This window comes from Telluribacter sp., from assembly GCF_035998675.1.
In the GTDB taxonomy this organism is placed as follows: Bacteria; Bacteroidota; Bacteroidia; order Cytophagales; family Spirosomataceae; genus Telluribacter.
The window spans coordinates 34,155-56,356 of the sequence record NZ_DASYHI010000002.1; the positions used below are offsets into that span (position 1 = coordinate 34,155).

General features: G+C 48.3%; 21 protein-coding genes and 4 tRNA genes. 24 read left to right on the plus strand and 1 reads right to left on the minus strand.

The genetic code is table 11. From position 1 onward, the window contains the following. Window positions 1-16: 16 nt before the first annotated feature. The 7 genes from cyoE to VGN67_RS00325 are packed head-to-tail and all read left to right on the plus strand — an operon-like array spanning window position 17 to window position 4,177. The gene (gene cyoE, locus VGN67_RS00295; RefSeq protein ID WP_327484757.1) at window positions 17-910 is read left to right on the plus strand and encodes a heme o synthase; all 894 of its coding nucleotides are present in this window, start codon (window positions 17-19) and stop codon (window positions 908-910) included. Window positions 911-933: 23 nt separating this feature from the next. Then, window positions 934-1,521: a cytochrome c oxidase subunit 3 gene (locus VGN67_RS00300; RefSeq protein WP_327484758.1), complete on the plus strand. Its 588-nt coding sequence runs from the start codon at window positions 934-936 to the stop codon at window positions 1,519-1,521. A gap of 15 nt (window positions 1,522-1,536) precedes the next feature. Beyond that, window positions 1,537-2,307, plus strand: coding sequence for a cytochrome c oxidase subunit 3 (locus VGN67_RS00305; RefSeq protein ID WP_327484759.1), 771 nt, complete (start codon window positions 1,537-1,539; stop codon window positions 2,305-2,307). Between the two features lie 36 nt (window positions 2,308-2,343). Continuing rightward, complete coding sequence (locus VGN67_RS00310) at window positions 2,344-2,679, plus strand: cytochrome C oxidase subunit IV family protein (protein WP_327484760.1); 336 nt, start codon at window positions 2,344-2,346, stop codon at window positions 2,677-2,679. Window positions 2,680-2,685: 6 nt separating this feature from the next. Continuing rightward, window positions 2,686-3,348: an SCO family protein gene (locus VGN67_RS00315; protein WP_327484761.1), complete on the plus strand. Its 663-nt coding sequence runs from the start codon at window positions 2,686-2,688 to the stop codon at window positions 3,346-3,348. A gap of 5 nt (window positions 3,349-3,353) precedes the next feature. Next, window positions 3,354-3,893 (plus strand): DUF420 domain-containing protein, encoded by a 540-nt coding sequence (locus tag VGN67_RS00320; RefSeq protein ID WP_327484762.1) that lies wholly within the window; start codon window positions 3,354-3,356, stop codon window positions 3,891-3,893. Continuing rightward, entirely contained in the window at window positions 3,890-4,177 is a 288-nt protein-coding gene (locus VGN67_RS00325) for a hypothetical protein (protein ID WP_327484763.1), read from the plus strand. Before VGN67_RS00320 ends, VGN67_RS00325 begins: the two co-directional genes overlap by 4 nt. Before the next feature lie 58 nt (window positions 4,178-4,235). Here VGN67_RS00325 and murI read toward each other — a convergent pair whose 3' ends face one another. Then, window positions 4,236-5,045, minus strand: a complete 810-nt coding sequence (murI, locus tag VGN67_RS00330; protein WP_327484764.1) for a glutamate racemase — start codon at window positions 5,043-5,045, stop codon at window positions 4,236-4,238. A gap of 90 nt (window positions 5,046-5,135) precedes the next feature. Between murI and VGN67_RS00335 the strand changes: the two genes are divergently transcribed. The 17 genes from VGN67_RS00335 (at window position 5,136) to VGN67_RS00415 (ending at window position 22,095) form a co-directional block, all read left to right on the plus strand. Beyond that, window positions 5,136-5,729 (plus strand): RNA polymerase sigma factor, encoded by a 594-nt coding sequence (locus VGN67_RS00335; RefSeq protein ID WP_327484765.1) that lies wholly within the window; start codon window positions 5,136-5,138, stop codon window positions 5,727-5,729. Next, entirely contained in the window at window positions 5,707-6,513 is an 807-nt protein-coding gene (locus VGN67_RS00340; protein ID WP_327484766.1) for a hypothetical protein, read from the plus strand. Before VGN67_RS00335 ends, VGN67_RS00340 begins: the two co-directional genes overlap by 23 nt. 11 nt (window positions 6,514-6,524) lie before the next feature. Next, on the plus strand, window positions 6,525-7,643 hold the full coding sequence (locus VGN67_RS00345) for an outer membrane beta-barrel protein (RefSeq protein ID WP_327484767.1): 1,119 nt from the start codon (window positions 6,525-6,527) through the stop codon (window positions 7,641-7,643). Between the two features lie 168 nt (window positions 7,644-7,811). Next, a tRNA-Tyr gene (locus VGN67_RS00350) sits at window positions 7,812-7,897 on the plus strand. 6 nt (window positions 7,898-7,903) lie between these two features. Continuing rightward, window positions 7,904-7,976, plus strand: a tRNA-Gly gene (locus tag VGN67_RS00355). 93 nt (window positions 7,977-8,069) lie between these two features. Beyond that, window positions 8,070-8,141, plus strand: a tRNA-Thr gene (locus VGN67_RS00360). 380 nt (window positions 8,142-8,521) lie between these two features. Further along, window positions 8,522-9,709, plus strand: coding sequence for an elongation factor Tu (gene tuf, locus VGN67_RS00365; protein ID WP_327484768.1), 1,188 nt, complete (start codon window positions 8,522-8,524; stop codon window positions 9,707-9,709). 113 nt (window positions 9,710-9,822) lie between these two features. Continuing rightward, window positions 9,823-9,893 (plus strand) — tRNA-Trp (locus tag VGN67_RS00370). Window positions 9,894-9,911: 18 nt separating this feature from the next. Then, window positions 9,912-10,103, plus strand: a complete 192-nt coding sequence (gene secE, locus VGN67_RS00375; protein WP_327484769.1) for a preprotein translocase subunit SecE — start codon at window positions 9,912-9,914, stop codon at window positions 10,101-10,103. Between the two features lie 42 nt (window positions 10,104-10,145). After that, window positions 10,146-10,700, plus strand: a complete 555-nt coding sequence (gene nusG, locus VGN67_RS00380) for a transcription termination/antitermination protein NusG (protein WP_327484770.1) — start codon at window positions 10,146-10,148, stop codon at window positions 10,698-10,700. 77 nt (window positions 10,701-10,777) lie between these two features. Beyond that, window positions 10,778-11,227 carry a 50S ribosomal protein L11 gene (gene rplK / locus VGN67_RS00385; protein WP_327484771.1) on the plus strand — a complete coding sequence of 150 codons (450 nt, stop codon included), beginning with the start codon at window positions 10,778-10,780 and terminating at the stop codon, window positions 11,225-11,227. A 32-nt stretch (window positions 11,228-11,259) separates the two neighbouring features. Further along, the gene (gene rplA, locus VGN67_RS00390) at window positions 11,260-11,958 is read left to right on the plus strand and encodes a 50S ribosomal protein L1 (RefSeq protein WP_327484772.1); all 699 of its coding nucleotides are present in this window, start codon (window positions 11,260-11,262) and stop codon (window positions 11,956-11,958) included. Window positions 11,959-11,960: 2 nt separating this feature from the next. Then, entirely contained in the window at window positions 11,961-12,497 is a 537-nt protein-coding gene (gene rplJ, locus VGN67_RS00395; RefSeq protein WP_327484773.1) for a 50S ribosomal protein L10, read from the plus strand. Between the two features lie 101 nt (window positions 12,498-12,598). Then, entirely contained in the window at window positions 12,599-12,982 is a 384-nt protein-coding gene (gene rplL, locus VGN67_RS00400) for a 50S ribosomal protein L7/L12 (protein ID WP_327484774.1), read from the plus strand. A 399-nt stretch (window positions 12,983-13,381) separates the two neighbouring features. Further along, window positions 13,382-17,242 carry a DNA-directed RNA polymerase subunit beta gene (rpoB, locus tag VGN67_RS00405; protein WP_414717272.1) on the plus strand — a complete coding sequence of 1,287 codons (3,861 nt, stop codon included), beginning with the start codon at window positions 13,382-13,384 and terminating at the stop codon, window positions 17,240-17,242. A 99-nt stretch (window positions 17,243-17,341) separates the two neighbouring features. Then, on the plus strand, window positions 17,342-21,667 hold the full coding sequence (rpoC, locus tag VGN67_RS00410; RefSeq protein ID WP_327484775.1) for a DNA-directed RNA polymerase subunit beta': 4,326 nt from the start codon (window positions 17,342-17,344) through the stop codon (window positions 21,665-21,667). A gap of 98 nt (window positions 21,668-21,765) precedes the next feature. Continuing rightward, complete coding sequence (locus VGN67_RS00415) at window positions 21,766-22,095, plus strand: DUF3467 domain-containing protein (protein ID WP_327484776.1); 330 nt, start codon at window positions 21,766-21,768, stop codon at window positions 22,093-22,095. Window positions 22,096-22,202 lie beyond the last annotated feature (107 nt).

A 22,202-nucleotide genomic window follows, 5' to 3' on the forward strand; every position in this document is an offset into this window, starting at 1 on the left:
CAGTCCATAATTTGCAATGATATCATCTGAAAGTAGCCTATCAGTAGGGGAGAAAATAAGTGGAAAAGTAAAGGCGCTCTTTGAGCTTTTAAAGTTTAGACTGGCTGCACTAGTAGCTTTTTCCGGAGCTTTTGGATATAGTCTGGGAGCCGAGGTACTTGACTGGCCGAAACTTATCCTGTTTTGTATGGCGGCAATTGGTATAACCGGTGCCGCTAATATCATCAATCAGGTCATTGAAAAAGATCTGGACAAACTGATGAAACGTACTTCCCAGCGCCCGCTTCCCAGCGGCCGTCTTTCGGTTGACGAGGCCATAGTTTGGGCGGTAATTTTGGGTGTTATGGCCATGTACATCTTCCTGGTGTACTTTAATCTTCGGGCCGGTCTGCTTTCGCTGTTATCGTTGATCTTATACGGCTTTGTGTACACTCCTCTGAAACGGGTGGGTCCCATCGCGGTTTTTGTCGGGGCTATTCCCGGCGCTTTTCCTCCTATGATTGGCTGGATAGCCGCAACCAACCACTTTGGCCTGGAGCCGGGAATTTTGTTCGCTATCCAGTTCTTCTGGCAGTTTCCTCACTTTTGGGCTATTGCCTGGGTTTTGGACGAAGATTACAAGAAAGCAGGGTTTAAACTTCTTCCATCAAAAGGAGGAAAGGATATTAATACAACCATCCAAATTATGATTTATACCTTGTTTTTGCTGCCGGTGGGTTGGTTACCCTACTACCTGGGCATGACAGGCATTAACTCAGCCTTTGTCGCGACCCTTTGTGGGGTCCTGTTCTTAGCGCAGACTTTCCACCTCATGCGCAAGTGTACGGACAAAACCGCCCTGCAACTTATGTTTGGCTCGTTCATTTACCTGCCAATTGTTCAAATCGCCTTTTTGCTGGATAAATTGTAACATACTTTTTAGAGCTTACAACCATGGAAAATATTCATCAACTGACTGCCCAACAAGAACCGGAAGAAACCCTTTCAATGGACCCCAAGAAGTTTATTCTTTGGTTGTTCATTGTTAGTATTATCATGCTTTTTGCCTCCCAGACTAGTGCCTACCTGGTACGCAGAGCCGAAGGCAACTGGCTTGAATATAGCATGCCGCAGATATTCTGGTACAGTACTGCCGTTCTGGTTGCCAGTAGCATCTCCATGCACTGGGCTTACCTTTCGGCAAAAAAAGATAATTTTAGCAGCCTGAGAATTGCAATTTCTATTACTTTTGTGCTGGGTTTGGCATTCTTGGTAATGCAGTACCAGGGCTGGAAAGAACTGGTTGACATGAAAGTTTTCTTTGTAGGAAATCCCTCCGGGTCTTTCTTTTATGTCTTCACCGGCTTGCATGGTTTTCACCTGATTACGGGTTTAATCGTGCTCTTTTATGCACTGGTGTCAGCATTGAAACTAAAAGTTCACGCCAAAAACCTGCGAAGAATACAAATTTGTGCTACCTACTGGCATTTTCTTGATATTCTCTGGGTATACCTGTTTTTCTTTTTATTGACCTTTAATTGATAATTTCATTAACTAATGGCGTCTACTGCAACGACAACAAGCACGATGAAACCCCGGATGTGGATGGGGGGTATCGAGCCGATGAAAGCAAGCTACGGGAAATTGATGATGTGGTTCTTCCTCATCTCGGATACCTTTACCTTCTCGGCCTTGCTGGTATCTTACGGAATGGTTCGATTCAGCTATCCTGCCTATGAGGGAACGGTGGCAGATTTTACCTTTTCCAATCTGTACTGGCCAATCCCCGAAAAAGTATACGAAGCAGTTCCTTTTCTGCACGGAGTAGAATTGCCTCTGGTATTTGTGGGTATCATGACCTTCATCCTGATTTTTAGTAGTGTGACCATGGTACTGGCCGTAGAAGCCGGACACCGGATGGATCGTGCGGCAGTAGAGAAATATATGCTCTGGACCTTGCTGGGTGGTATTACCTTTTTGAGTTGCCAGGCCTGGGAATGGGCGCACTTTATTCATGGTACCGATACAGGTACTGTAGTACGTGAAATTGGAAATGGTACCTGGGTGGAGAGAACTATCTTTGGGGCAAACCTGATAGAAAATCAATATGGTCCTCCGGCGTTTGCGGATTTCTTTTTCTTTATCACCGGATTTCACGGCACGCACGTATTTAGTGGAGTCGTGTTGAACTTCCTGATATTTTATCGTAGTGCCACCGGCTTTTATGATCGCCGCGGGCATTACGAAATGGTAGAGAAAGTAGGATTGTACTGGCACTTTGTGGACTTGGTATGGGTATTCGTATTTACCTTCTTCTACCTGGTGTAATTTCCAACACGATATTTAACTCTAATAATAGTAGACATGGCAGAGATACACGTACAGGAGCACGGTCATCACGCAGGAGAGCATGGCGATGGCTCAGAGCAGCGGAAAACCATCTGGAAAACTTTTTTTATTCTGTCGGCAATTACAGCCCTGGAATTCGTGATTGCCTTTACCTTAGATGCGGGTACTCTGAAAGTGGCAATATTTATTGGAATGACGATTGTAAAGGCATTTTACATCGTGGGAGAGTTTATGCACCTGAAGCACGAGACAAAATCGCTTATCTGGTCGATCCTCATCCCTTGTATTTTTGTGGTGTGGCTGCTGGTAGCTCTGATTCTGGAGGGCGGCGCCATCTTTGATGTGCGATAAGTAGCTATGTATAAATACCGAAAAGCCGGTCTACTGATAGTTTTGTTAGTAGTACCGGTTTTTATTTTTCTCTTCCTGAAATTTTTTGGGACCAATCATTTCGAGCTTCCCACGTTTCATCCGGTTAAAGATCCTTCAGGCCAGGCACGACTGACCAACGGCGATACAGCCTATTACGCTATTCAGGGCTTACAATTAAATGACAGCCAGAGTGGAGAAAATCTTACGGAGACGGTACTGCAGGAAAAGTTTACCGTTGTAAGCTACCTGCCAGCCCCCTGTGGCGATAGTTGTCGGAAGGTACTGACGCAACTGGCCCGGATCAATGACATGCAACAGTCCATTCCGGAACTACAAATCCTGACACTTACCGAAGAAGGCCGCCAGGAAGAGAGGAGGAGTCTCTACCAGGAGTACAGCCTGAATACTGATTCCTGGCGGGTATTGACAGGAAGTGAGGAAGAGGTAAAAGCAGCAGCAGCTGAGGTATTTAGAATGACCGAAAACATACCGGCCGGTAAGCAAACTATTTCGCTGAGCAATAGGTTAATTCTTATAGACAACCAAAAGCATATCAGAGGGTATTATAATGCTCTGGATGCGGAAGACGTAGCCCGGCTTATGGCCGAAATAAAAGTATTGGAATATAGTACTTCTTTGAAACAATAACCCTCATGGAAACGCTGATTCTTGAAAAAAGCGCCAAATACAACCGACTGATAAATGTAGTGGCGGTACTGATTCCTGTCGTAGTAGCCGTACTGCTGGGAATACGGCAGAAGGTTGACCTGGGAGAATGGACCCGGGTACTTCCGCATGTGAACGGGGTTATTAATACCCTGACTTCGGTTTTGTTGATGGTAGGCTGGTACTTTATTAAGCAAGGTAATATCGCTGCCCATCGTAGAACCATGACGGCGGCTTTTGTACTGGGTTCGTTATTTCTGGTGTCGTACGTACTCTACCATTTATCCAACGAATCCACTTCATTCGGTGGCGAAGGCTTTATCCGTCCGGTTTACTACTTTCTGCTAATCTCCCACATTGTTTTGTCGGTAGTAGTAGTGTGGTTTGTATTGAGAGCCGTATATTTTGCGTTTAGTAATCAGATTGCCGAGCACCGGAAAGCAGTAAAATGGGCTTTCCCGATTTGGTTATATGTAAGTGTGACCGGAGTAATCGTTTATTTACTTATTAGTCCGTACTACCAATGAAAAAGATACTAATGAGAAGTACCGCCCTGTTGCTGGTACTGTTGCTGACAACCGCCGATATATGGGCACAATGCGCCATGTGCCGCGGGTCAGTAGAAAGTACCATGGGCAACGGCCGGAACAACGTAGGAGTGGGTCTGAATACGGGTATCGTGTACCTATTTGTGATGCCCTACCTGGCGGTGGCCGTTGTAGGGTACCTTTGGTACCGCAACAGCAAGAAACTTAAAGCCGAGCGCCAGTTGCTGGCTTCGCGCTTACACCAAGCCTATCCTAAGCAGTAGTCAGCAGGAGCTTGTACTACGAAATGAATAGCCCCGGGCCGAAAACCCGGGGCTGTTTTTATTCCCAGAGCGGATAGTGAGACAACTGAATTTGTTTGCCAAAAAACAGCCTGGTGGAAGCCTCAAAAGATTGGGTATAATCCGAAACATAGAAACGACGCTCACCGCTTCCCTTTTCGTTGAGCAGGTAGTGTTGCTCCATCAGGGCGCGTAGTGACTGGGCCACAATTTCGGAAGTATCCAGTATCTCCACCTGCTCGCCGTAGTAGTGCCTGATCTGCTTTTTGATGAGCGGGTAGTGCGTACACCCTAGTATCAGTGATTCAATTCCCGCCAGTTCGGGGTCTGACAGGTACTTGGCTATAATACTTTCACTAATTGAATTATCAAAAAATCCCTCTTCGATCATGGGGGCCAGCAACGGAGTAGCCATGGATTTCAGCGTTATATTTTTATCCAGGGCATCTACCTTCTTTTTGTACACATTGGAAAGTACCGTTTGTTTGGTACCAATCAGCCCGACGGTTTTGCCATCGTACCGCTCTTTTATATAATCCACCACCGGATCTATCACATTCATTACTTTGGCCTTACTTCCTACGTACTCGCGTACCAGCTCAAAAGCCGCCGCCGAGGCCGAGTTGCAGGCGATCAGAATAAGCTTGCACTGCTGCTGAAGCAGTACATTGCAGATTTTGATGGCGTAAGCCTGTATAGCGGCCGTGGACTTATCGCCGTAGGGAAGGTGGGCCGTATCACCAAAATAGATTGTATTTTCGCGTGGCAGTAAGCGGGTTACCGCACTGGCGACCGTCATACCGCCAATGCCGCTATCAAATATCCCGATGGGTGCAGAAGATTCAAGCATATAATTTAAAAATAATTAACAAAAATCGCGGGAGCCATGCAACCTGACCGATGCGAATATGCATCTTGTTCATGAAACCACCCCAAAGGTATGGGCAAAATTTTACCATTCTTCAACCAGGAAACGCAGCTTGTAAGAGCATTGCAAAAAGCCGACCCAAAAGCACAGCGGCAGGTGTACGAGAAGTACTCTTCCCGGATGCTGGGGGTGTGCATGCGCTACGTGGGCGACCGGATGTCGGCGGAAGATGTATTGGTAGAAGGTTTTATGCGGGTATTTGATAAAATAGAGCAGTTCAAGAGCGAAGGGAGTCTGGAAGGTTGGATACGTAGGGTTATGGTCAATGAAGCCCTGGGGTACCTGCGCCAGCGGAAGCGCCTGCTGGATGATGCCGACCTGGACGAGGCCCAGGCCATAGCCGATAACAGTATCGTAGACCAGAATCTGGAAGCGCAGGAGTTGATGGAAATAATAGAAGGGTTGCCAACGGGTTACCGGACGGTTTTTAACCTGTACGCCATTGAAGGATACTCCCACGCTGAAATAGCAGCTTTGTTAGGAATAACCGAAAGTACATCCAAGTCGCAGTTGCACCGGGCCCGGGCCCTGCTGCAGCAACTTGTAAAAGAGTGGGAAAATGGATTTAAAAAAAAAGGGAATTATGAAAAAGCATCCAATAGATGATTTGTTCGCCCGTAAACTAACTACCTGGGAGCCGGAGCCATCCGAAGCGGTTTGGCAGCGGATACAGGCGGGCCAAAAGAAAAAGCAGCGCCGGCTGGCGGGTTGGTACTGGTATGCCGCAGCCAGCGTAGCGCTGGTACTGGTAGCGGGCTATATTGTATGGAAAGGCCAGTCGGGAGCGGCCACCGGGCTGGCAGAAGGTACTTTGGCTCAGGTACAAGTACCAGCCCATCAGGTACCCGCCGCACCAGCCCAGCCCCGGGCAACGGAAGTACTACCCGAAACAGGTAAGCCAGCCAACGCAGACTACCCGGAAAAAGCTCAGGTACCTCTCTTTAAACCCACACAAGAGCTGGCCAGCCAGAGCCGTGTAAAGAGCGACGAAGCTACACCGGTAAGGGAGCCGGAGCTGGTTTTGGATATAGAGGTGGCTAAGCTGGCCCGGGAGGAAGTACCTTCCCCGGCCGTCCAGACACCGGACCTGAAGGTACCTGCCGAACCAGCCCTGACAGAAGTACCCCCCGCCTTAGGTCAAAAAGCCGAGAGCCGCGTAATAGTAGCCCGTGTAGATATTGACGAGGAGGAAAATGAAGATCCAAAGTCGTCGCGGCTGATACGAGTCCTGCGGCAGCTCAAGAATGCCAAAGAAGGCGAAGCGGTAAACTGGAACGAAGTGGGTATCAACCCCCGGAAAATAATGGCGCGGGCCGACGAACGGATTAAGAATGAAGAAGAGAAAGTATCAAAACAGTATAATAACCTTAAAGAGAAAATTCAATTATAACTAGTACAGCCATGAATAACATCCTGAAAACGATCGCTATCGGCGCTTTGATTGCCCTGTCTACTTTGGCCGCCAAAGCTAACCCGACCATGAGTAAAGATTCCATCATCATTACATTTGGTGATAAAACCCGCCTGATCATCTATGGAGAAGATAGGCAGGAACTGGAAAAGCTATTGAAGTATGATCTCAATGCTCTTTTAAGAGATTTGGACGCCCGCTTGGACACGATTCAGGGCGATACCAAAATCTACTATGATGAACTGGACGGCCGCGACTACCTGAAAGACAAATCCGAAGCAAATAAGGATAAAAACTACGTACGAATAGGCTTGCGGGGTATACGGATCAAAGACGGGGAGACCGAGGTGACCATTACCAGTCGGGGCGTCGATATTAAAGATGGTGGTGAGCGGGTACGGATCGGAACTACCGACCGGGACTCTACCTATGAGGATGACGACGATGATCGTCACATAACCCGCATACAGAAAGCAAGAAACTACTCGAGCCCCCGGAAAGGCTTTAATGTGAATCTGGGACTAAACGCCTACGGAGACAACCAACCCATGGGATATACTACCTCCGACTATGACCTCCGGCCTTTTGGCTCCCGGTTTATTAGCCTGGGTCTGGTAAGAAGCGCGACCATAGCGCGGGGTAATTCGGTGGGCCTGCACATGGACTTTGGTTTGGACGTATCCTGGTATAACCTGATGTTTGATGGCAATAACACCGTAGAAAAAACCGCCACCGGAGTCCAGTTTACTCCGCTGTTGAACAGGGACGGTACTGAGGCCGACCTGGTGAAAAGCAAACTGACTGTACCCTACGTAAACCTGTCGCTCATGCCAACCATAAGCTTCCCCAAGTCTACTATTTCCTACATCAGCGCTGGTGTCTACGGAGGGTACCGCCTGGGAGGGTATACCAAAACCAAACTGGCAGGTAACGGGCAGAAAGATCATAACCGTACCAACTTTTACCTGACCGATTTCCGTTACGGAGCAGCCTTTGAATTAGGTATTCGCAATTTTCCCGACTTATTCGTGAACTATGACTTTACTCCCCTGTTTGAAGAGAATCGGGGGCCTGCCGTTCGTATGGTAAGTTTTGGTATCCGGCTGTAGGACGCTTAGTGCCTGTCTGACTGGCTGTTGTGGCTCTCTCCACGGCAGCCAGTTATTTATTTATGAAGAAATTTTCAGAAAAGAATTTGACAATATTAGAAAAGGATATAATTTTGTGCCTCCAAAGTGAATGATACCGGTATTCACAGTTGATTTGGAATGGTGAATGGGGGTGTACCAGAGTGGCCAAATGGGGCAGACTGTAAATCTGCTGGTTTATACCTTCGGTGGTTCGAATCCATCCGCCCCCACCAAAGTACGCGGGTGTAGCTCAGCTGGTAGAGCGATAGCCTTCCAAGCTATAGGTCGCGAGTTCGAACCTCGTCGCCCGCTCATTAAAGTCTCAATACGCAACAGGCGATCAGTGAAAATTAGTTCTTAAGAAATCCTTTTTCACTGATCGCTTTTAGTTGTAATTGAGTTTACGCCTTTGTAGCTCAGGGGTAGAGCACTTCCTTGGTAAGGAAGAGGTCAGGGGTTCAAATCCCCTCAAAGGCTCATAATAGAGCAACTGGTAGAGCACTTCCTTGGTAAGGAAGAGGTCAGGGACGGTCCGCCGCTGCGACGGTGTCGCGGGCGACTTCAAATCCCCGCTCCGGCGGCCCGGCTCAAAGGCTCCACTTTGAAGTTGATATAGATCACTTCTGGTTGGTAAAAAGAAAATAACAGGTGTTGCGGGTGACTTCAAATCTCCCCACAGGTGGTTCGCCACTGCGACGGTCCGCCGTTGCGACTCCATTAGAAAAAAGCAAAGTTGATTTTAAGTTCATATATTCTGGCTTAGTGAAAGTATACAAGCAGTTGTGCCAGTGGAGTTTAAGTAAATCAGCAAACGTTAACAAATTCGTAATAATTTCTAAATTTAAGCGTACATAAACATGGCAAAAGAGACGTTTGACCGCTCGAAACCGCACGTGAATATTGGTACTATCGGGCACGTTGACCACGGTAAAACTACCCTGACAGCTGCAATCACGACTGTACTGGCAAGTAAAGGTTTCGCACAGAAACGCGACTTCTCATCAATCGATAATGCTCCTGAAGAGAAAGAGCGTGGTATTACAATTAATACTTCACACGTAGAATACCAAACCGAAAGTCGTCACTATGCGCACGTTGACTGTCCAGGTCACGCTGACTATGTGAAGAACATGGTTACGGGTGCTGCTCAGATGGACGGTGCTATTATCGTAGTTGCTGCTACGGATGGTCCTATGCCACAAACTCGTGAGCACATTCTTCTGGCTCGTCAGGTTGGTGTACCTCAGCTGGTAGTATTCATGAACAAAGTGGATATGGTGGATGATCCCGAGCTTCTTGAGCTGGTTGAAATGGAAATTCGTGAGCTTCTAAGCTTCTACGAATACGATGGCGACAACATTCCCGTAATTCAGGGTTCGGCACTTGGTGCTCTGAACGGTGAAGATAAGTGGGTTGCTACCGTACAGTCATTGATGGATGCGGTTGATAGCTACATTCCTATTCCTCCGCGTATGACAGAACTTCCGTTCCTGATGCCGGTTGAAGACGTATTCTCAATTACTGGTCGTGGTACTGTTGCTACCGGTCGTATTGAGCGTGGTGTAATTAACTCGGGTGAGGCAGTTGAAATCCTGGGTATGGGTGCTGAAAACCTCAAGTCTGTTGTAACAGGGGTTGAGATGTTCCGTAAAATCCTTGACCGTGGTGAAGCTGGTGACAACGTAGGTCTGCTGTTGCGTGGTATTGACAAAGAAGATATCCGTCGGGGTATGGTTATTTGTAAGCCCGGTTCAGTGAAGCCACATGCTCACTTCAAAGCCGAGGTATATGTACTGTCAAAAGAAGAAGGTGGTCGCCACACTCCTTTCTTTAACAAGTACCGTCCTCAGTTCTACTTCCGTACCACTGACGTTACCGGTGAGATCTCTCTTCCGGCTAACGTAGAGATGGTTATGCCAGGTGATAACATCACTATCGAAGTAAAATTGATCAACAAGATTGCGATGGAGAAAGGTCTTCGCTTCGCTATCCGCGAAGGTGGCCGTACCGTAGGTGCCGGTCAGGTGACCGAGATTCTCGACTAATATAAAATGAGTACCTAAAACAAGTGCATTTCTCAATGGAATGCACTTGTTTTTTATAATTAATTCGTATCTTTGCAGCCCGAAACGTTAAAATAAGCGTGGTGGGAATGTTTACGGGTGTAGTTCAAGGGTAGAATAGCGGTCTCCAAAACCGTTGATGGGAGTTCGAATCTCTCCACCCGTGCTAAGTGTTAAAAAGATAATGGAAAAGTTTACCTCATTTCTAAAAGCTTCTTGGGAAGAAATAACCCAGCATGTGACCTGGCCTCAGTTCAACGAGCTGCAGTCTAACACAACGCTGGTGTTGGTAGGATCCCTCATCTTCGCCTTCGTCGTAGGGGTGATGGATTTTGTTTTCGAGAACGCACTCAATCTGTTTTATCAGTCTTTCTAAGGTGTTACCCGCACGGGTAGTGTCTGAAACCCCCAAAATAGCATGAGTGGTGTTAATTGGTATGTACTAAGAGCCGTGTCGGGCCAGGAGAAAAAGATCAAGTCTTATATAGAGAACGAGATCACCCGGCAGAGCCTCACCGAATACGTTCCCCAGATCCTGATTCCGGCGGAAAAGGTATACGAAATGCGCAACGGTAAAAAGCGCGTTCGGGAAAAGAACTTTTTTCCGGGGTATATCATAATATCGGCCGATCTGTCCAAGGGAGAGGTACTCCACATTATTACCAGCATCCCGGGTGTGATTGGCTTTTTAGGCAATGCCCAGGGAGCCTCCAAAGTCCCCGTACCGCTGCGCCAGTCTGAAATCAACCGTATTCTGGGTAGAGTAGACGAGGCCGCGCAGGAAGAAGAAACCCCAAGCATGTCTTTCCTGAAAGGCGAAAGCGTGAAGGTGGTAGACGGGCCCTTCAGCGGTTTTATAGGTACTGTAGAAGAGGTATTCGACGAGAAGAAAAAACTCAATGTAGTTGTCAAAATATTCGGGCGGAGTACGCCCGTTGAACTCAGTTACGCACAAGTAGAAAAGGAAAGTTGAGTGAACGTACGGGCAGGACTGCTTCCACCTGCACGTGAGCCGTCCGGACAAACAACAAACCGACAAATTCAAAAACAATGGCAAAAGAAATAACTGGATACGTCAAACTCCAAGTGAAGGGTGGCCAGGCCAATCCTTCACCCCCAATCGGTCCTGCCTTAGGATCAAAGGGTTTGAATATCATGGAGTTTTGCAAGCAGTTTAACGGCCGTACACAGGACAAAATGGGTATGGTCTTGCCGGTAGTTATTACATACTACAAGGATAAGTCTTTTGACTTTGTCATTAAGACTCCTCCAGCTGCGATTCTGCTCATGGAAGCATCCAAAATTAAATCGGGGTCGGCTCAGCCTAACCGTACGAAAGTTGGTAATGTTTCCTGGGATCAGGTTCGTCAGATAGCCGAAACCAAGATGCCTGACCTCAACTGCTTTACAGTTGAATCAGCTATGAAAATGATCGCAGGTACGGCGCGTAGTATGGGTATTACCGTTTCTGGCAAAGCCCCGTGGGAAGAAAACAACTGAGCGTAGCATTCTACGCCTAAGAAAAAAAGAACATGGGAAAATTGACGAAAAAGAGAAAAGAGGCTCTTTCGAAATATGACGCATCGCAGTCGTATTCCCTGCAGCAGGCCGCCGAAATTCTTGAAACTATCTCAAGTACCAAATTTGACTCTTCTGTGGATATTGACGTTCGTTTGGGCGTTGACCCCCGCAAAGCCGATCAGATGGTACGGGGCGTAGTGACCTTGCCGCACGGTACGGGTAAAGAAGTACGGGTACTGGTGCTGTGTACACCCGATAAAGAAGCGGAAGCGAAAGAAGCCGGAGCTGATTACGTTGGTCTGGATGAATTTATCCAAAAGATCGAGAAAGGCTGGACCGATGTGGATGTAATCATCACCATGCCGAGTGTTATGGCAAAGGTGGGTCGACTAGGTAAGATCCTGGGTCCCCGCGGACTGATGCCTAACCCTAAATCAGGCACTGTGACTACTGACGTGGCTAAAGCCGTACAGGAAGTAAAAGCCGGTAAGATTGATTTCAAGGTTGACAAAACCGGAATTATTCATACCAGCGTAGGTAAGGTGTCGTTTGGCCCTGAAAAACTTGTACAAAACGCGCAGGAGGTTATAAACACGCTGGTTCGGCTTAAGCCATCATCAGCTAAAGGTACGTACGTGAAGAGCATTCACTTGTCAAGCACGATGAGTCCGGGTGTTACGATTGACAAAAACACTGTAGCAGGATTATAATCATGACACGGGAAGAAAAAGCAGAAATAATTGACGAGCTGAGTCAGAAGTTCTCCAGCACGCCATACTTCTATATTACCGGTGCCGATGGCATGTCAGTAGCTGAAGTTAACCAACTTCGCCGCTTGTGCTTTGATCGTGGTATAGAGTATCGTGTAATTAAGAACACGCTGATCAGAAAAGCACTTGAAACGTTAGACACCGACTATGCTCCTTTTGACGAGAGTGTACTAAAAGGACCATCGGGCGTCATGTTTCATCCGGAGTCAGGTAAAGTCCCTGCGCAACTGATTAAAGAATTCCGCAAGAAAGCGGGGAATAAAAAACTGACGTTCAAAGGAGCATCGGTAGACTATTCTCTCTTTATCGGGGAAGATCAACTCGAAACACTTTCTACGCTCAAATCGAAGCAGGAACTTGTGGGAGATGTAATCGGCTTGTTGCAATCCCCTGCCAAAAATGTACTCTCCGCTCTGTTGGGTGGTGGTAACAAACTGGCGGGTATTCTCAAGACTTTATCGGAGAAAGAAGACCAATAGTATTAGAATGGTCGTTTGGCCCGGCTCACCAGCGGCATACAATAAAAGAGCTGTAAATGTATTTTTAACTTTTTGTGTAATCACTTAATCAAGAATAAAAAATGGCAGATTTGAAAGCTTTCGCAGAGCAGCTTGTTAACCTGACGGTTAAAGAAGTGAACGAACTGGCAGCAATTCTGAAAGACGAGTACGGTATCGAGCCTGCAGCTGCTGGCGCGGTAATGGTAGCAGGTGGTCCTGCAGGTGGTGGCGACGCTCCTGTTGCTGCTGAGCAAACGTCTTTTGATGTAATCCTGAAAGAAGCAGGTGCAAGCAAGCTGGCAGTTGTTAAACTGGTTAAAGACCTGACAGGCCTTGGTCTGAAAGAAGCTAAGGAACTGGTAGACGGTGCTCCTAAGCCTGTAAAAGAAGGTGTTGCTAAAGATGAGGCGGAAGCCCTTAAGAAGCAGCTCGAAGAGGCTGGCGCCGTAGTAGAAGTGAAGTAATTTGCTTTTCTGCACTGCCGGAATATTCAAGGAATAGGCCTGACAAACGTCAGGTCTTTTCCTGTTTTGTACGCAGACAGCGAACTAAGTATGAATAGTAGGCGTTATCTATAGCAAAATTGTCGGTAGAAAACGCTTAAACAACGGAGAATCAGGCTTTTCCAGCCCAGACTGGAATGTTTTTTACCCTGATTCCATATTATTTCCTATTTCTTCCTTTTGGGAGAGCTTGTCCGAAACACTTCCTTACTCGTAGGAAAGAAGAAGAGGGACCTGCTTTCTATAAATCCCCTACGAGGCATACGTTTGCGGTTTTTAACTAATTTGTGTGTTTGTGCTTTTGAAATTCTCGCACCAGCACTCCGTTTTTTGTTCTAATAAACCAAAACAAATATAGCCTTGGCTAACAAAATAACTCCCAGAAAAAATTTCGCACGGATTAATCCGGTCATTGATTACCCTGACCTTTTGGCCGTCCAAGTACAATCATTCAGAGATTTTTTTAGTCTTGATACATCCGCCGAAGACCGGTCGGATGAAGGACTATACAAAGTATTTGCTGAGAACTTCCCCATTGCGGACTCTCGCGAAAACTTTGTACTCGAATTTGTAGACTACTTGCTGGAGCCACCAAAGTACTCAGTCGACGAATCAATTGATCGTGGTTTGACTTATGCCGTGCCCCTTAAAGCAAAGTTACGCCTGATTTGTAACGATCCGGATCACGAAGAGTTTGAAACGATTGAGCAGGAGGTTTTCTTAGGAAATATTCCTTATATGACCGACAAAGGCTCTTTTGTTATCAACGGAGCTGAGCGCGTCATTGTATCTCAGCTGCACCGCTCACCCGGGGTGTTCTTCTCCATGAGCAAGCATACCAACGGCTCTAAGCTTTATTCGGCCCGTATTATTCCTTTCAAAGGTTCCTGGATTGAATTCTCGACCGACGTTAACAACGTCATGTACGCGTACATTGACCGTAAGAAGAAATTCCCGGTTACTACCTTGTTACGTGCCATTGGGTTCGGTTCTGACAAAGATATACTGGATCTGTTCGGCCTGTCCGAGGAGATCAACGCTACGCAAACCAATCTAAAGAAAGCAGTAGGACGTCGTTTGGCGGCCCGGGTACTCCGTACCTGGACCGAGGACTTTGTGGATGAAGATACCGGCGAGGTAGTGTCTATTCAGCGGAACGAAGTGTTGCTGGAACGCGACTCGCTCGTTACTGCCGATGATATTGATATAATAGTTGAGTCGGGCCAGAAGTCAATAATCCTGCATAAGGAAGACATGAACGTGGCTGACTACAACATCATATATAATACCTTACAGAAAGATAGCTCTAACTCAGAGAAGGAGGCGGTAGAGCAGATTTACCGTCAGCTTCGTAACGCTGAAGCCCCCGACGAGCAAACTGCCCGCGAGGTAATTCAGAGCTTGTTCTTTAGTGATAAGCGATATGACCTGGGTGATGTAGGCCGTTACCGTATCAATAAGAAGCTGGGTTCAGATACCAGCCTTGATGTACGGGTACTGACTACGGAGGACATTGTCTCGATTGTGAAGTACCTGATCGGCCTTATCAATGCCAAGGCCGTGGTGGATGATATAGATCACCTCTCCAACCGCCGGGTTCGTACGGTAGGTGAGCAGCTGTATGCTCAGTTTGGTGTAGGTCTGGCCCGTATGGCCCGTACTATCAAAGAGCGTATGAACGTTCGGGATAACGAAGATTTCAAACCCGTTGACCTGATCAACGCCCGTACGCTGTCGTCGGTAATCAATTCGTTCTTTGGTACCAACCAGCTGTCACAGTTCATGGACCAGACCAACCCGCTGGCCGAGATCACGCACAAGCGTCGTATGTCGGCCCTGGGACCAGGTGGTCTTTCCCGTGAGCGTGCCGGATTTGAAGTTCGTGACGTACACTATACGCACTACGGGCGTTTGTGTACCATCGAAACTCCCGAAGGACCAAACATTGGACTGATTTCCTCGCTGTGTACCTACGCCAAGGTAAACGGCATGGGCTTCATCGAAACCCCTTACCGGGTTATTGATGGCAATGGTAAGCTGACCGATGAGATCATATACATGACGGCAGAAGAAGAAGATTCCAAGTACATTGCCCAGGCTAACGCTTCGGTAGATGCCAAAGGAAACTTCACGGTTGAAAAAATCAAAACGCGGTTTGAAGGTGACTTCCCGATGGTCGATCCGGAGCAGGCGTCCTATATGGATATTGCCGCCAACCAGATTGTATCGGTAGCCGCGTCGCTGATTCCGTTCCTGGAACACGATGATGCCAACCGTGCCCTGATGGGTTCAAACATGCAGCGCCAGGCGGTACCATTGCTACGTCCACAGGCACCTATCGTAGGTACCGGACTAGAGCAGCGGGTAGCTATGGATTCTCGTTCCCTGATAGTAGCCGAAGGCAATGGCGTTATTGACTACGTTGACGCTGATAAGATCGTAGTACGCTATGACCGCACGGACGAAGACCGTCTGGTAAGCTTCGATGATGATTGTATTTCTTACGATCTGATTAAGTTCCGCCGGACCAACCAGGATACCTGCCTGAACCTTCAGCCTATGGTACTTAAAGGCCAGAAAGTGAAGAAAGGAGAAGCGCTGTGTCAGGGTTACGGTACCGAAGGCGGCGAGCTTGCCCTGGGTCGTAACATGATGGTTGCGTTCATGCCCTGGCAGGGTTACAACTTCGAGGATGCTATTGTAATATCGGAGAAGGTGGTACGTGAGGATATCTTTACCTCCATCCACATTGAAGAGTTTGAACTGGAAGTACGCGATACAAAGCGTGGTGAGGAAGAACTAACCGCCGAAATTCCGAACGTAAGCGAAGAAACAGTAAGAAACCTGGATGAGAACGGTATCGTTCGCATCGGTACTGAGGTAAAAGAAGGAGACATCCTGATTGGAAAGATCACTCCTAAGGGTGAGTCGGATCCTACTCCGGAAGAAAAACTTCTTCGTGCTATTTTCGGTGATAAGGCCGGTGACGTGAAAGATGCTTCCAAGAAAGCGCCACCATCCATGAAAGGGGTGGTTATTGATACAAAACTTTTCTCCCGCCCGACCAAAGAAGAGCGCGCCAAGCACAAGGATGAGCTGAAAATGCTTATGAAACGCTACGGCCGCGACCTTAACATGCTGCGCGATCGTATGATTGACAAGCTGATAGAGTTGGTAGATGGTAAAACAAGCCAGGGCGTGAAGCACAAGTTTGGTGACGAGCTGGTAAGCAAAGGAGTGAAGTTTAACCGGAGAAATATCTCGGAGAACCTGTTCCCGACTGCTAACCCGTACCGGGACGAAAGCCAGTACGCCGTAGCCGAAGAAGTAAACCTCATTGGTGATGTACTGACTGATGCCTGGACCGAAGACGCTCACCTGAACCGTCTGGTATCGCGCGTGGTACGTAACTACCTCAACCGTCGCAGTGAGCTGATGGGACGCTTCAAGCGGGACCGTTTTGCCCTCGAAGTAGGGGATGAACTACCAGCAGGTATCGTAAAACTGGCCAAAGTATATATTGCCAAGAAGCGTAAGCTGAAAGTTGGGGATAAAATGGCAGGTCGCCACGGTAACAAGGGGGTAGTAGCCCGTATTGTACGTGACGAAGATATGCCATTCCTCGAAGATGGTACACCGGTTGACATAGTACTCAACCCACTGGGGGTACCTTCCCGGATGAACATCGGTCAGATCTACGAAACCATTCTGGCGTGGGCTGGTCTGAAGCTGGGACGTCGCTACGCTACGCCTATCTTCGACGGTGCTACCGAGGATGAAGTAGCCGCTGAACTGAAAGATGCCGGACTACCGGACTGGGGACGTACCTACCTCTACAATGGTCTGACGGGGGATCGCTTTGATCAAAAAGTAACAGTCGGTCTTATCTATATGATGAAGCTGGGTCACCTGGTTGATGATAAGATGCACGCCCGTTCCATTGGACCTTACTCGCTCATTACGCAGCAGCCTTTGGGTGGTAAAGCCCAGTTTGGTGGACAGCGCTTTGGTGAGATGGAGGTATGGGCCCTGGAAGCCTTCGGCGCTTCGCACATCCTGCAGGAAATCCTGACCGTGAAGTCGGATGACGTGGTAGGCCGCGCTAAAGCGTACGAGGCTATTGTAAAAGGAGAAAACCTGCCCAAGCCTAATATACCGGAATCATTCAACGTATTGGTGCACGAACTACGTGGTCTGGCACTTGAAATTACGCTGGACTAATAAATAGTTACAAGTTGGGAAAGTCTGTCTGGACTTTCCCAACCTATAATTCCGAAGTTTATCTAAGGACTATTGACTCACAGAATAACGATCAACAATATGTCTTTCAAAAAGAACAAAAAACTCAATAGTGACTTTTCCAGCATAACCATCAGTCTGGCATCACCGGAGTCCATCCTTGAGAGCTCTTATGGTGAAGTAACCCAGCCTGAGACCATCAACTACCGGACCTACAAGCCGGAAATGGGCGGGTTGTTCTGCGAGCGGATCTTTGGTCCGGTTAAGGACTGGGAATGTCATTGTGGTAAATACAAGCGTATCCGCTATAAGGGTATTATCTGCGACCGTTGTGGGGTAGAAGTAACCGAGAAAAAGGTACGTCGTGAGCGGATGGGACACATCGAACTGGTGGTGCCCGTAGCTCACATCTGGTACTTCCGTAGCTTACCTAATAAAATTGGGTACCTGCTGGGACTTTCTACCAAGAAACTCGACCAGATTATCTATTACGAGCGGTACGCAGTTGTGCAGGCGGGTATCAAAGGAGAAGATGGTGTCAACTACATGGACTTCCTGACCGAAGACGAGTACCTTGATATTATTGACAAGCTGCCCCGCGACAACCAGATGTTGCCGGATACAGATCCCAATAAGTTTATCGCCAAGATGGGCGCTGACGCCCTGGAAATGTTGCTGAACCGCATCAATCTGGATGAACTTTCGTACGAACTGCGCCACCAGGCCGCTACGGATACTTCACAGCAGCGCAAGGCTGAGGCCCTGAAGCGTCTGAAAGTAGTAGAGGCTTTCCGTGATGCCAATACACGCGTAGAAAACCGTCCCGAGTGGATGGTGATCAAAATGGTACCCGTAATTCCACCCGAATTGCGCCCGTTGGTACCTCTGGACGGTGGTCGCTTCGCTACCTCTGACCTGAACGATCTCTACCGTCGTGTAATTATCCGTAACAATCGTCTGAAGCGTTTGATCGAGATCAAAGCGCCGGAGGTGATTCTTCGCAACGAAAAGCGGATGCTGCAGGAAGCGGTAGACTCGCTCTTTGATAACAGCCGTAAAGTAAACGCCGTACGTTCGGAAGGAAACCGGGCTCTGAAATCTCTTTCGGATATGCTGAAAGGTAAGCAGGGACGTTTCCGTCAGAACCTGCTTGGTAAGCGGGTTGACTACTCAGGTCGTTCGGTAATCGTAGTAGGTCCTGAGCTGAAACTGCACGAGTGTGGTCTGCCCAAAGATATGGCGGCTGAGCTATTCAAGCCGTTTATTATCCGTAAGCTTATCGAACGTGGTATTGTTAAAACCGTAAAATCAGCCAAGAAAATCGTAGATCGTAAAGATCCGGTGATCTGGGATATTCTGGAAAATGTACTGAAAGGACACCCAGTTCTGCTGAACCGTGCTCCAACGCTGCACCGACTGGGTATTCAGGCCTTCCAGCCTAAGCTGATCGAAGGGAAAGCGATACAGCTGCACCCGCTGGTATGTACGGCCTTTAACGCTGACTTTGACGGTGACCAGATGGCCGTACACGTGCCGCTGGGACAGGAAGCCGTACTGGAGGCATCCATGCTGATGCTTTCTTCGCACAACATCCTGAACCCTGCCAACGGAGCGCCTATTACGGTACCTTCGCAGGACATGGTGTTGGGTCTTTACTACGTAACCAAAGGACGTAAAAATACCCCTGAGTATCCTATTATCGGAGAAGGTATGACTTTCTACGGCCCCGACGAGGTAGTAATCGCTATCAACGAAGGTCTCGTGTCGAAGCATGCCCATATCAAGGTCCGGGTAAGGGTACGCAATGAGGATGGTACCTTTGAAACCAAACTGATCGATACCGTAGCCGGACGTGTACTGTTCAATCAGAATGTACCCGACGAGGTAGGTTATATCAATGAGCTGCTGACCAAGAAGAAGCTACAGCAAATCATTGGTCAGGTATTCAAACTGGCCGGTAGCGCCCGCACTGCTCACTTCCTGGACGATATTAAGGAGCTTGGATTCCAGATGGCTTTCAGAGGTGGTTTGTCTATCGGTTTGAGTGACGTGATGGTACCTGCCGAGAAAGAGAAGCTGGTTGAAGAAGCCAAGAAAGACGTAGAAGGCGTTTGGAGTAACTACCTGATGGGTCTTATTACGGAGAACGAACGCTACAACCAGGTAATTGATATCTGGACGCGCGTAAACTCCCGTATCACCGAGACGCTCATGAAGCAGCTCGAAGCTGACCAGGGTGGTTTTAACTCCATCTATATGATGATGCACTCGGGAGCCCGTGGTTCGCGTGAGCAGATTCGTCAGTTGGGTGGTATGCGTGGTTTGATGGCTAAGCCCCAGAAAAACCTCGCCGGTGGAGCCGGAGAAATTATCGAAAACCCCATTCTCTCTAACTTTAAAGAAGGTCTGGACGTTCTCGAGTACTTTATCTCTACCCACGGTGCCCGGAAAGGTCTGGCCGATACGGCGCTTAAAACCGCCGATGCCGGTTATCTGACCCGTCGTCTGCATGACGTAGCCCAGGATGTAGTAGTGGTGGAAGAAGACTGCGGTACCCTGCGTGGTATTCAGATTTCGGCCCTGAAAGACAACGAAGATATCGTAGAGCCGCTGTCAGAGCGTATTCTGGGTCGTGTGAGTGTACACGATGTCTTTGACCCGTTACAAGGACACATGATTCTTGAATCAGGCCAGGAAATCACCGAAGAAATTGCGGCTTATATCGACGAAACCAGTATTGACAGCGTCGAGATTCGCTCCGTACTAACCTGCGAAACCCGCAATGGTGTTTGTGCTAAGTGTTACGGACGCAGCCTTGCCTCGGGTCGTATGGTAGACAATGGTGAAGCAGTAGGTGTAATTGCTTCGCAGTCTATCGGTGAGCCGGGTACCCAGCTTACGCTGCGTACCTTCCACGTGGGTGGTACTGCTTCGAACATTGCCGTAGATGCTAACATCAAAGCGAAGTTTGAAGGATTGATTCAGTTCGAAGATCTTCGTCTGGTTCAGTCTACCAACTCAGAAGGTGATGCGATTACCGTCGTGATGGGTCGTTCGGGTGAGGTGAAAATCGTACATCCGGAAACCAAGCAACTGCTTATTTCCAACAACGTACCTTATGGTGCGCACCTGCAGGTAAAAGAAGGCGATACTGTGTTTAAAGGCCAGGAACTATGTACCTGGGACCCTTACAACGCGGTTATTCTTTCTGAGTTCAATGGTTCGGTTGAGTTCGACGCTATCGAGGAAGGTATTACCTACCGCGAAGAATTTGATGAGCAAACTGGTTTCCAGGAGGCAGTAATCATTGAAACCCGCGATAAAACTAAAAACCCGGCTCTGGTTGTAAAAGGTAAGAGTAACCTGCTGAAAGACCAGACCGAGAAATCATATAACCTACCGGTAGGAGCACGCCTGGTGGTCAAAAACGGAACTACCGTGAAAGCGGGACAGCCTCTGGCCAAGATTCCGCGTGTAGTTGGTAAAACCCGCGATATTACGGGAGGTCTGCCACGCGTAACCGAACTTTTCGAAGCCCGTAACCCATCTAACCCCGCTACCGTTAGCGAAATAGATGGCGTAGTAAGCTACGGTGGAGTGAAGCGCGGTAACCGTGAAATCCTCATCGAGTCAAGGGATGGCGTTCAGCGTCGTTACATGGTGGCCCTGTCGAAGCACATTCTGGTACAGGATGGTGACTTTGTGAAAGCAGGTGATCCGCTGTCTGACGGAGCCATTACGCCGGCCGACATCCTTTCTATCAAAGGACCAACCGCCGTACAGGAGTACCTGGTAAACGAAATTCAGGAAGTATACCGTCTGCAGGGGGTGAAGATCAACGATAAGCACATCGAGTGTATCGTACGCCAGATGATGCAGAAAGTAGAAATCCTCGACGCCGGTGATACCAACTTCCTGGAGATGCAGCCCGTAGATCGTTGGGTGTTCCGCGAGGAGAACGACAAGATCCTTGATATGAAAGTAGTAGAGGAGGCTGGCGATTCGGATACGCTGAAACCCGGTATGATCGTATCGGTACGTCGCCTGCGTGACGAGAACTCCAGCCTGAAGCGCCGTGACCTAAGTCTGGTGAAAGCCCGCGACGCCCAGGCGGCCGTGGCTAAGCCTACGCTGATGGGTATCACCCAGGCATCACTCGGTACCGAGAGCTTCGTGTCTGCGGCTTCGTTCCAGGAAACTACCAAGGTACTTAGCGAAGCGGCGGTACGCGGTAAGCGCGACGAACTGAATGGTCTGAAAGAGAACGTGATCGTGGGTCACCTCATTCCGGCCGGTACAGGTATGCGTCGCTATGTTGACCTGCTCGTAGGTTCAAAAGAAGAATACGATACATTAGTAGAATCACGCGAGAAATCTGCGCGTAAGAAACGCGAACTGGCCCAGTAACAACCAGTCCGTAAGCAACAGCTAAAAAGCCAGCCTCCGACTTGGGGCTGGCTTTTTGTTTGAAAAGTATAGCTTTGTAAAAAATAACCCTTGAAACCATGCAAAACAACAATCAGGATTTCGAACAGCAAATCAACATAGAGTTATCGGAAGAAATGGCGGAGGGAGTATATTCCAACCTGGCCATGATCGCGCATTCCAACAGCGAGTTTATTGTAGACTTTATCCGGCTTATGCCCGGAGTACCCAAAGCCAAGGTAAAGGCCCGGATTATTCTCACGCCTGAGCACGCCAAGAGGCTCCTGTTGGCGCTTAATGATAACATTCGTAAGTACGAGGAGGTACACGGTACCATTCAGCAGACACCCGACGATGGCCCCAGCTTTAACTTTCCCATGAGCTTTGGCGGGCCGGGCGGAGAAGCCTGACAGAGTACCTGATTGGACTGTTTGTTGAAAGCGTTCAGATGAAAAATATTTGCCTGCCCCGCTGACAAAAAATGGATCCGGCTCGTTTAGTAGTACATATTAACCTT

Coding starts and splice junctions, on each gene's coding strand:
- rpoC (WP_327484775.1), top strand. CDS start 17,342: ATGTCTTTCAAAAAGAACAAAAAACTCAATAGTGACTTTTCCAGCATA.
- VGN67_RS00340 (WP_327484766.1), top strand. CDS start 5,707: ATGAAAAAGCATCCAATAGATGATTTGTTCGCCCGTAAACTAACTACC.
- murI (WP_327484764.1), bottom strand. CDS start 5,045: ATGCTTGAATCTTCTGCACCCATCGGGATATTTGATAGCGGCATTGGC.
- VGN67_RS00345 (WP_327484767.1), top strand. CDS start 6,525: ATGAATAACATCCTGAAAACGATCGCTATCGGCGCTTTGATTGCCCTG.
- VGN67_RS00320 (WP_327484762.1), top strand. CDS start 3,354: ATGGAAACGCTGATTCTTGAAAAAAGCGCCAAATACAACCGACTGATA.
- rplA (WP_327484772.1), top strand. CDS start 11,260: ATGGGAAAATTGACGAAAAAGAGAAAAGAGGCTCTTTCGAAATATGAC.
- tuf (WP_327484768.1), top strand. CDS start 8,522: ATGGCAAAAGAGACGTTTGACCGCTCGAAACCGCACGTGAATATTGGT.
- VGN67_RS00300 (WP_327484758.1), top strand. CDS start 934: ATGGAAAATATTCATCAACTGACTGCCCAACAAGAACCGGAAGAAACC.
- rplK (WP_327484771.1), top strand. CDS start 10,778: ATGGCAAAAGAAATAACTGGATACGTCAAACTCCAAGTGAAGGGTGGC.
- VGN67_RS00335 (WP_327484765.1), top strand. CDS start 5,136: ATGGGCAAAATTTTACCATTCTTCAACCAGGAAACGCAGCTTGTAAGA.
- nusG (WP_327484770.1), top strand. CDS start 10,146: ATGAGTGGTGTTAATTGGTATGTACTAAGAGCCGTGTCGGGCCAGGAG.
- VGN67_RS00325 (WP_327484763.1), top strand. CDS start 3,890: ATGAAAAAGATACTAATGAGAAGTACCGCCCTGTTGCTGGTACTGTTG.
- VGN67_RS00310 (WP_327484760.1), top strand. CDS start 2,344: ATGGCAGAGATACACGTACAGGAGCACGGTCATCACGCAGGAGAGCAT.
- secE (WP_327484769.1), top strand. CDS start 9,912: ATGGAAAAGTTTACCTCATTTCTAAAAGCTTCTTGGGAAGAAATAACC.
- rplJ (WP_327484773.1), top strand. CDS start 11,961: ATGACACGGGAAGAAAAAGCAGAAATAATTGACGAGCTGAGTCAGAAG.
- rplL (WP_327484774.1), top strand. CDS start 12,599: ATGGCAGATTTGAAAGCTTTCGCAGAGCAGCTTGTTAACCTGACGGTT.
- VGN67_RS00415 (WP_327484776.1), top strand. CDS start 21,766: ATGCAAAACAACAATCAGGATTTCGAACAGCAAATCAACATAGAGTTA.
- VGN67_RS00305 (WP_327484759.1), top strand. CDS start 1,537: ATGGCGTCTACTGCAACGACAACAAGCACGATGAAACCCCGGATGTGG.
- cyoE (WP_327484757.1), top strand. CDS start 17: ATGATATCATCTGAAAGTAGCCTATCAGTAGGGGAGAAAATAAGTGGA.
- VGN67_RS00315 (WP_327484761.1), top strand. CDS start 2,686: ATGTATAAATACCGAAAAGCCGGTCTACTGATAGTTTTGTTAGTAGTA.